Here is an 8,031-nt window from a genome sequence, read left to right on the forward strand (position 1 = left end):
GCTGCCCCCAGTATCTGCCCCAGGGTCAGTGAATCAGTCCCTCGGCCGAATGGGAATCCCCAATCGATTCATGTCGGTGGGCAAACGCTCTAAGGGCGGCAAGAGCCGAGCATCTCGTCCTCGGCGGCGGGCTTCTCCGCAGCCTTGCCACCGGCGGCAGCTTTCGCCACCTCAGCCAGCGACGTATGCGCAGCGGTGTTCTCCTTGATCGCGGCGGTCAGTTCCTCGATCCGTTCTTCCAGGCTCATGATGTTGCTCCTCTAGATCTCGTACAGGGCGGCGAATCTGCCGGTCGGAGCGTTGTAGCGCACTACATCTGGCAGCTTCCACCAAAAAGTGATATTTCCTTTTGCGGCTACAGACGTTATAGAATCGAGTGAAACCCAACCCGAAAGGTGAAATCATGTCGAGCGACAAGGCGGTCAAGCCGCAGCACATCTACAACGACCTCTACGATCTCCTGGTGGAGTATTTCCCCGATCACCGGTCGAAGCATGGCGTGTTCGACGTGCCGACCCTTGCGGCGGACCTCGGGAAATCGCACGAGACGATCTACAAAGCCCTGCTCGGCGACAAACTGCACCTGGGCGTTGCCCACGCGATTCTGCGGCTGTCGCACAAGCGGCACCCCGAGATGCCCCTGTATTGGGGCGACGTGATTCGCTTTGTCCTCCCCGAGTACCGAAAACTGAGTGACCCGAGCATCTTCACCGAGGTCTAGCCGAGGCGTCTGCCCTCATCTTTCGGAACACCTCGGGGAGACCTGCATGTCGGGTGACAACGACTTCCACAAGCTACGCATTTCCACCGGCAAGCACCGGGGGAAGGTGAAGAACGTGGAGATCATCTGGAAGCGCTTCTGCGAGAAATTCGCGGAGCCATCCGTCGATCAGACCACCACCTACGGCCAGTACATGAAGCTGTCCGTGGACGAGAAGGGCGCGAAGAAGGCCGCGCCGGGCTACATCGTCGGCGCGTGGTTCGAGGACGGCAAGCGCCGCCTCACCCACATGAAGAAGCGCCACCTCATCTCGTTCGACCTGGACGAGGTGACTGCGGCCCAGATGGACGAGATCGAGATGGGGCTGTCCCTCATCTGCGACTACGAGTTCCTGCGGCACACGACACGGGCGCACTGCCCGGAGTCGCCGCGCTGGCGCATCCACATGCCGATCTCGCGGCCCGTCGATCACGACGAGGCGAACGCGATCACGCGCATCCTGGCGACCATGCTTTTCAGCGACCCGCAGGAGTCCATCGACGCGGTGGACGTGGTGTCGCACCGCTACGCCCAGGTCAGCTACATGCCCAGCCGGTCGAAAAACCAAGAGTACCGGGTGGAGCGGAACGAGGGCAAGGTCCTCGACGTTGACGCCCTCCTGGAGAACTTCGACGGCGACTGGCAGGATCACACCCAACTCCCCATGCGCTCCGACGAGACCACGGCGCGCGGCGCGGACCCGGATCGCAAGATGGAGCGCCCCGACGAGAAGCCGGGGATCATCGGGGCCTGGTGCCGCACCTACACCGTGGACGAGGTGATCCAGGAGTTCCTGTCGGACGTGTACGAGCCGGGGTTCTCCAGCGACGGCCACCCGCGCTACACCTACCTCCTCGGCACCGGTGCGAACGGCGCGGTCTCCTACGACGACGGGCTGTTCCTCTACTCGAACCACGGCTCCGACCCTATTGAAGGCGCGGCGAACGCCTGGGACCTGGCCCGCATCCACCTCTACGGCCACCTCGACCGGGACGCCCGCGAGGACACGTCGCCGGGAAATCTGCCCAGCTACAAGGCGATGGTGCAGTTCGCAGGCAAGGACGACGCGGTTCGCGACGAACTCCTGGCCGGGCGCCGGGCGCAGTTCGATGACACTTTTGACGACGAGGACGAGGACGAGCAACCCTCTGAAAAACCTAACAAATCAAAGTCGATCGACTCCGGTGCAAGCGATTCCGATTGCAATGACGAAACGCAAGAAGATTCGCTTGCCGACCGGTTCGATGACGATGAGAACGAGGACGACGAGATCGACCTGTCGGACCTCATGGACGAGCCGGAGGAGAAGCCGAAGAAAAAGAAGAAGGCCAAGCCGAAGAAGTGGCGGAACCGGCTCAAGGCGAACCTGGAGACCGGCGCGATCCTCAAGAGCCTGCACAACATCAACCTGATCCTCCAGAACGATCCGGGGCTGGCGGGCACGATCTCCTACAACCTGTTCACGCGGAAGGTCGTCACCCGCAAGGAGATCGGATTCCCTAACCTCGATCTTTCGCGGGTGCCTATCGAGGACCCGTTCAACGGGCGCGAATGGCTGGACGCGGACGACCACGACCGCAAGCTGGTCCTGTCGGCCCCGGAGGACCAGGGCGGCTACGACATGGACGCCGCGCAGATCGACATTGCCGCTGCCGTCGAGACGGCGGCCCGGCGCAACCCCTTCCACCCGATCCGCGAGAAGCTGGAGTCGGTTGAGTGGGATGGGGTCGAGCGCGCCGAGACGCTGTTCATCGACTACCTTGGGATTCCCGACGACGCCTACGGCCGAGAGACGGCGCGAGCCTGGCTCCTGGCTGCCGTCACGCGCGTCTACGAGCCAGGGGCGAAGTTCGACTTCGTGCCGATCATCGGCGGCTCCCAGGGCAAGCGGAAATCGTCGTTCATCAAGGTCTTGGCGTGGGACTATTTTGGGGAACTGTCCGCCGCGTTCGACAACCTCCAGAAGATGGTCGAGTCCATGTCCGGCTCTTGGATCATGGAGGTCCCCGAACTCGCGGGCTTCCGCAAGTCCGAGGTCGAGACAGTCAAGCAGTTTTTCTCGGCGTGTTGGGACCGCGTGCGCCTGGCCTTCCGACGCAACGAGGAGACGTTCTACCGCCAGTGCGTGTTCATCGGTACGACCAACAAGGAGGAGTACCTGAAAGACGAGACCGGCAACCGGCGGTTCTGGCCTCTCAAGGCCCAGGTCGATCTGATCGACACCGACAAGCTGCGCCGCGAGATCGGCCAGGTTTGGGCCGAGGTCGTAACCTGGTATCGCAAGGCGCGTGAGGAGCAGCCCCACGGCGAACTGTTCATCGACCTGGTGTCCGACCAGGCGAAGCAGACGGCGCGCGACCTCCAGGAGGAGAGCCGGACGACGCTGCCGTTCGAGATCATCGCGGAGCGGTTGCAGGAGTGGCTGGACAAGCCCTGCTCGCAGGCGGTGGCCGAGGGCGCGGACACCGGGCAGTTCGATGACGAGGACGACGGCGAGGCCCAAGGGCGGCGCATCCGCGTCTCCGTCGATGATGCTTGGCGCGACGGTCTCGGGAAGGTCAACGACCCGTCGCCCCTCGACCTCCAGAACCTCAACTCCGCCGTGCGCGCCCTGGAAGGCTGGACGGTCGAGCGCCGGAAAATCGGCGGGAAGCGGACGCGCTGGCTCCTCCGCGACGGCGCGGCCTGGGACAGAGCCGTTTGGGAGCCGCTTTAGCGGCGACCAGACTCGAGTCTCGGCGGCTCAACTCCGCTTAGAAAGGTCGCCTTCAGGCGGCCTTTTTCATTCCTGCGGGGATAGAACCTCCGGGCAGAGGGCGTCAGCCCGGCACGCTTCCCGGCTGTGTGCCCGTTGAACCCGGCCCGTGCCCGTTGGATTTTCGGCCACCGGGCACGGTGTAAGCCATTGGAATCTTAGGTGGTTTTTCCCGGTTTCCCGGCGTGCCCGGAGAGTGTGCCCAATAGAGGCTATAGAACACCATGTAGAGTCGTATTTTCCCTCTGCCGGGGAGGCTTACCGGCGCTAATGCACGTTTTATGTATCCCCGAAATATCCTCTATAGGGTTTTTCAACGGGCACACCGGGCACAGGGCGATTTTCGCCTTGAAAATAAGGGGTTTGAGGCTGTGCCCGGTGGCTGAAAATCCAACGGGCACAGCCGGGCACATCGGGCACGGCTGCTCGGCCCTGGATTCTGCCGAAAAATTCTGAGCGGGGTTGAAAGTCTGCCACAAGATCGGGTTCACAGTCTGAGCGGCTGAGCGAGACCGTCTCGGCTCCGCGAACGCCCGGTTGCCCGGTCGCTGGGGCTGTCTGGGCGCTGCCCGGCCCCCGATCTGTGCGAGGGCGCGGCACCTCGGAAACCAAATTGTGCGCCAATGCGCAGACCTAAGCCCTGACTCCCACTATCCGCGCACACGAAACCCCTTAGATTCCGTACTTCTGTGCGCCGATAGACGGCTGCCTATGGAGTTCTGTGCAGAATTGTCGAATATCGCGCTCCGCGCACCCCCCGACGACCGCGAATCGCCCAGAGGGACCCCGAGCGACCCCCTGTCAACCCCTAATGGACATTGGATAAGTCAGGGCATCCCGGAAACCCCAACGCCCGGCCCTTCGGCCCCCTCGGCCCTCCGGCCCACGGGGAACCTGCCGCCGCCTGGGCCAGTGTGGCGGCCTTGTGCGGCCAGAATGGCCGGTGCGGCGTTCGGTTCGGTCGGAGGGCCGCGCCGGAGCCTTCAGGCGGCCCTAGGCAGTCTTGACGGCGTCCTGGGCCAGTATGGCTGCCCCAACGGCCCCATAGGTCCGCGCCAGGGCGCCTAGACTGGCGTGAAACAGAGACTTCGAACCCTCGATGGCAGGCTATTCGGGTGGTCTGCGTGGGGCCGCTTTGCGGACGCTTCCTGCAGTTCGCCGCGTCTGCTCGATTTTCGCCGCGACCGCGAATGCTACCGAAAGTAGGGCGAATTCCGTACATTCGCAGCGACAAGCCTGTTTGTCCGTTTCAGTTCAAAAAGATGCATTGGTCAGTCCGTATTATTGTTCGCTACAACTGACGCAGTCGATCACGGAAATGACCCAGTGACATGCTTTCATCGTGACGGGGCGCGGTCAAAGCTTCGAGGATTGATCTGGGTCATCGAAGGGAAGACACCCGCGCGGTAGCGCCATGCAAGAAACCAGTGAGCGGCTTGAATGAAGATCCTCCTCGCAATCCTGATCCTCCTTACGATCGTTCTTCTGGGGCTGGCCGTCCTCGTGGTCCTGGACCGGCGGGCCGATCGGGCGGAGTGGGACCGGCTCGTGGCGCTTCAATCGGAAGACCCGCGGGTCTTCGACGATGAAATGGTGGCGGACCTGCCCGAGCCCGCGCGCCGCTACTTCACCTATGTGATCCGCCCGCGCACGCCGCTCCTGCCGGTCGCCGAGATCGAGATGACGGGGCAGTTCAGCCTCGGGGCCAAGAACAACCCGCGCTATCAGCCGATGGAGGCGCGCCAGGTGCTCGCTGCGCCGGAAGGCTTCGTCTGGGCCATGAAGACGACTGGTGGCATGCCGGTCGCAGGTTCCGACTCGGGCCTGTGGACCCGGTTTCGCATCTTCGGCCTGCTCCCGGTCGCCCGTGCCGGGGGCAATGCCGACCACGCCCGCTCCGCCTTCGGGCGCTACGTGTCCGAGGCGGTGATCTGGACGCCCGCGGCGCTTCTGCCCGGCCCGGGCGTCACCTGGACGGCGGTGGATGACGACACCGCCCGCGTCACGGTCCGCCGCGGCGCGTTGAGCCAGGCGGTCGACGTGACCGTGGATGCCGAGGGTCGGCCCGAGTTGGTGTCATTCGACCGCTGGACCAACGCCAACCCCGACAAGACCTACCGCCTGCAGCCCTTCGGCGCGGTGGTGTCGGACTTCCGCGAGGTCGGGGGCTATCGCGTGCCGTTCTACGTTGAGGCGGGCAACTTGTTCGGGACCGACGACTACTTTCCGTTCTTCATCGCCGATGTCACCGAAATCCGGTTTCCTGGTGTGCGGCCATGACGGCTATGCTCATCGGCTTTCAAGTCCTGCTCCCGCTGGCATCGCTCGCATGGCTGTTCTTCATGCCGGCAGGAAGCCTGGTAGGTTTCGTGCTTCAGGCCGCTGGCACGGGGGCAATGCTGTTCGCCCTGGCGCGCGTCGCGCAATGGGCGCTGCCCGTCTGGTGGTTGCCGTGGGTTTATGGGGCGCTGTGGCTCGGCGTTGTTCTGTTTCGGGCGCTAGGAGAGCGAGGCGACCCACGACCTGTGATACCCGAGGGCGCTTGGGGATGGACGGGCCTCGCGGTGGCGGTCCTGCTGTGCGCCGTTGGCGGGTGGCACGGCGCGCGGGCGCTGATGGGGTGCAGCCTGCCGCCGGTGGCGGTCGTCGACATCGCCAACCCTTTCGGTCCGGGCCGCTACCTCGTCGGTAACGGGGGGTCCAACACCGTCGTGAACGCCCACCTGAAGACACTCGATGCCAGCGTCGAGCGGTTCCGCCCGTGGCGCGGGCAATCCTACGCACTAGATTTCTTCGGCCTTGGTCCCTTCGGTCTGCGCGCCGACGGATGGCGGCCGGCCGATCCCTCGGCCTATGCGATCTTTGGTGCAGCGCTGCGCGCGCCCTGTTCGGGGACGGTGGTTGCGGCGGAGGAAAGCATGCCGGACTTCGAGGTTCCGGAGCAGGACCCGGTGAACCGCCTGGGCAACCATGTCATCCTGCGGTGCAGCGAGGCGGAGATCGTCTTCGCACACATGCGGAACGGGAGTCTGAGCGTTGTATCGGGCGACATCGTCGCCGAGGGGGACAGGCTGGGCGAAGTCGGCAATTCCGGCGCGAGCACGGAACCGCATCTGCACATCCATGCGCAGCGTCCCGCAGCCGAAGGGGCGCCGCCGATCTCGGGCGAACCCCTAGCCCTGCGCATCGACGGCCGCTTTCTGGTCCGAGGCGACCGCCTGACCGGCACGGGTGAATGACGCAGGTCGCCGCCTACGTCGCGCTGACCTTCCTCCTGTCTTGGACGTTTTGGGGCGCGGCGATCCTGTCCGGCAGCGAGGCCGCCATCTGCCGGATCGCGGGCGCCTTCGGTCCGACTATGGCCGCGCTGATCCTCGCCGGGATCGGCGGGCGGGAAGATCTCCGGCGGTTGCTCGCCGGCTTCCGCCGCTGGCGTGCTCCCTTTGGCTTATGGTTCTTCTCGGTCCTTTCCACCGCGGTGCTGGGCATTGTCGCGCTCTGTGTCGATGACTTTCTGGGCGGAACGCCGGACTGGCCCGAGCCGCAAGCGCTGGCGCTGGCGCCTGTCGTGTTCCTGTGGGTTCTGGTCTTCAGCGTAGCGGGAGAGGAGACCGGCTGGCGCGGGTATTTGATGCCGAGGCTTCTCACGCGGACCGGGCCGGTGCGTGCCAGCCTGGTCCTCGGGGTGGTCTGGGCGGTATGGCACCTGCCGCTCTGGGGGCTGCCGGGGGATTTCCACGCCGCCATCCCGATATGGCTGTTCGTCGCGCAGATTCTCGCGGTCTCAATCATCTACACGTGGCTTTGGCTAGCGAGCAGCGGCAGCCTGGTCATTGTCCATGTCTTCCATGCCGCGTCGAACGCGACGCTGAGCCTGTTGCCGTTGGTGCCCGGCGAGGGGGCAGAAACACTCCGTCCGCTGTGGATCGCGGTGGGTCTGCTGTGCCTTATTGCCTTGGTCGCGGCCGTCAGGTTGGCGAGCGGGATCAGGCAGCAGGCGCGGCATTGAATGCAAATTCGATTGGTGTGTATCAGACATGTCGAATACTCGATACGAGCCCATTCGGGTGGTCTGCGTTGGTCAGCTATGCGGACGAAGCGCTCTTTCGCTGCAGCCGCTCCAATGGCTACTGTTGGTCAGCAGATCAATGTGCCTTGGCGGCCATAGGAGCTACTATGGTAGTTTACGACTAATATCCTCGGAGATTTGGGCGCAGAAAGTCCCCAACAGCGCTAGGACGCTCAACTCTGCAGGCTGCCAAAGATGGACGTAAGTTAGCTATTTGATGCGCTATCCAAGCGTTTCTTGATCGCGCTTCTGCAAGTGTCTCGTACCAATTTCGCCTCTGTTAGAACTAACTCAATTGGTTCGCCTGTTCCCATCAGCGCATTCAGGCGTTCCGATGAGCCGCTAACTACTTTGTTAGAGCGTTTTCCGATCAATCTGCATCGTATCCGCAGGCGGCGAAGTAGTTTTCGCATTCCTGGTGCGTGAAGCAGTCGATGAGTTCGCCGA

General features: G+C 63.7%; 6 protein-coding genes. 5 read left to right on the forward strand and 1 reads right to left on the reverse strand.

The features are described 5' to 3' along the window. Positions 1 to 89: 89 nt before the first annotated feature. Positions 90 to 248, reverse strand: a complete 159-nt coding sequence (locus P1J78_RS23350) for a hypothetical protein (RefSeq protein ID WP_275569789.1) — start codon at positions 246 to 248, stop codon at positions 90 to 92. A gap of 128 nt (positions 249 to 376) precedes the next feature. On the opposite strand from P1J78_RS23350, the gene P1J78_RS23355 reads away from it, so the two are divergent. The 5 genes from P1J78_RS23355 (at position 377) to P1J78_RS23375 (ending at position 7,524) form a co-directional block, all read left to right on the forward strand. Beyond that, positions 377 to 721 (forward strand): hypothetical protein, encoded by a 345-nt coding sequence (locus P1J78_RS23355; RefSeq protein ID WP_275569790.1) that lies wholly within the window; start codon positions 377 to 379, stop codon positions 719 to 721. A 46-nt stretch (positions 722 to 767) separates the two neighbouring features. Further along, a complete protein-coding gene (locus P1J78_RS23360; protein ID WP_275569791.1) occupies positions 768 to 3,476 on the forward strand; it encodes a virulence-associated E family protein in 2,709 nt (902 codons plus the stop codon). A gap of 1,479 nt (positions 3,477 to 4,955) precedes the next feature. Further along, positions 4,956 to 5,795: a DUF6544 family protein gene (locus tag P1J78_RS23365; RefSeq protein WP_275569792.1), complete on the forward strand. Its 840-nt coding sequence runs from the start codon at positions 4,956 to 4,958 to the stop codon at positions 5,793 to 5,795. Next, positions 5,792 to 6,754, forward strand: a complete 963-nt coding sequence (locus P1J78_RS23370) for a M23 family metallopeptidase (RefSeq protein ID WP_275569793.1) — start codon at positions 5,792 to 5,794, stop codon at positions 6,752 to 6,754. The genes P1J78_RS23365 and P1J78_RS23370 overlap by 4 nt, the downstream gene beginning before the upstream one ends. Continuing rightward, positions 6,751 to 7,524, forward strand: a complete 774-nt coding sequence (locus P1J78_RS23375) for a CPBP family intramembrane glutamic endopeptidase (protein WP_275569794.1) — start codon at positions 6,751 to 6,753, stop codon at positions 7,522 to 7,524. Before P1J78_RS23370 ends, P1J78_RS23375 begins: the two co-directional genes overlap by 4 nt. Positions 7,525 to 8,031: the final 507 nt, after the last annotated feature.

Source organism: Psychromarinibacter sediminicola (assembly GCF_029168335.1).
In the GTDB taxonomy this organism is placed as follows: Bacteria; Pseudomonadota; Alphaproteobacteria; order Rhodobacterales; family Rhodobacteraceae; genus Psychromarinibacter; species Psychromarinibacter sediminicola.

Excerpts from the sequence above, each read along its gene's own strand:
- P1J78_RS23350 (WP_275569789.1), bottom strand. The coding sequence starts at position 248 with ATGAGCCTGGAAGAACGGATCGAGGAACTGACCGCCGCGATCAAGGAG.
- P1J78_RS23360 (WP_275569791.1), top strand. The coding sequence starts at position 768 with ATGTCGGGTGACAACGACTTCCACAAGCTACGCATTTCCACCGGCAAG.
- P1J78_RS23365 (WP_275569792.1), top strand. The coding sequence starts at position 4,956 with ATGAAGATCCTCCTCGCAATCCTGATCCTCCTTACGATCGTTCTTCTG.
- P1J78_RS23370 (WP_275569793.1), top strand. The coding sequence starts at position 5,792 with ATGACGGCTATGCTCATCGGCTTTCAAGTCCTGCTCCCGCTGGCATCG.
- P1J78_RS23375 (WP_275569794.1), top strand. The coding sequence starts at position 6,751 with ATGACGCAGGTCGCCGCCTACGTCGCGCTGACCTTCCTCCTGTCTTGG.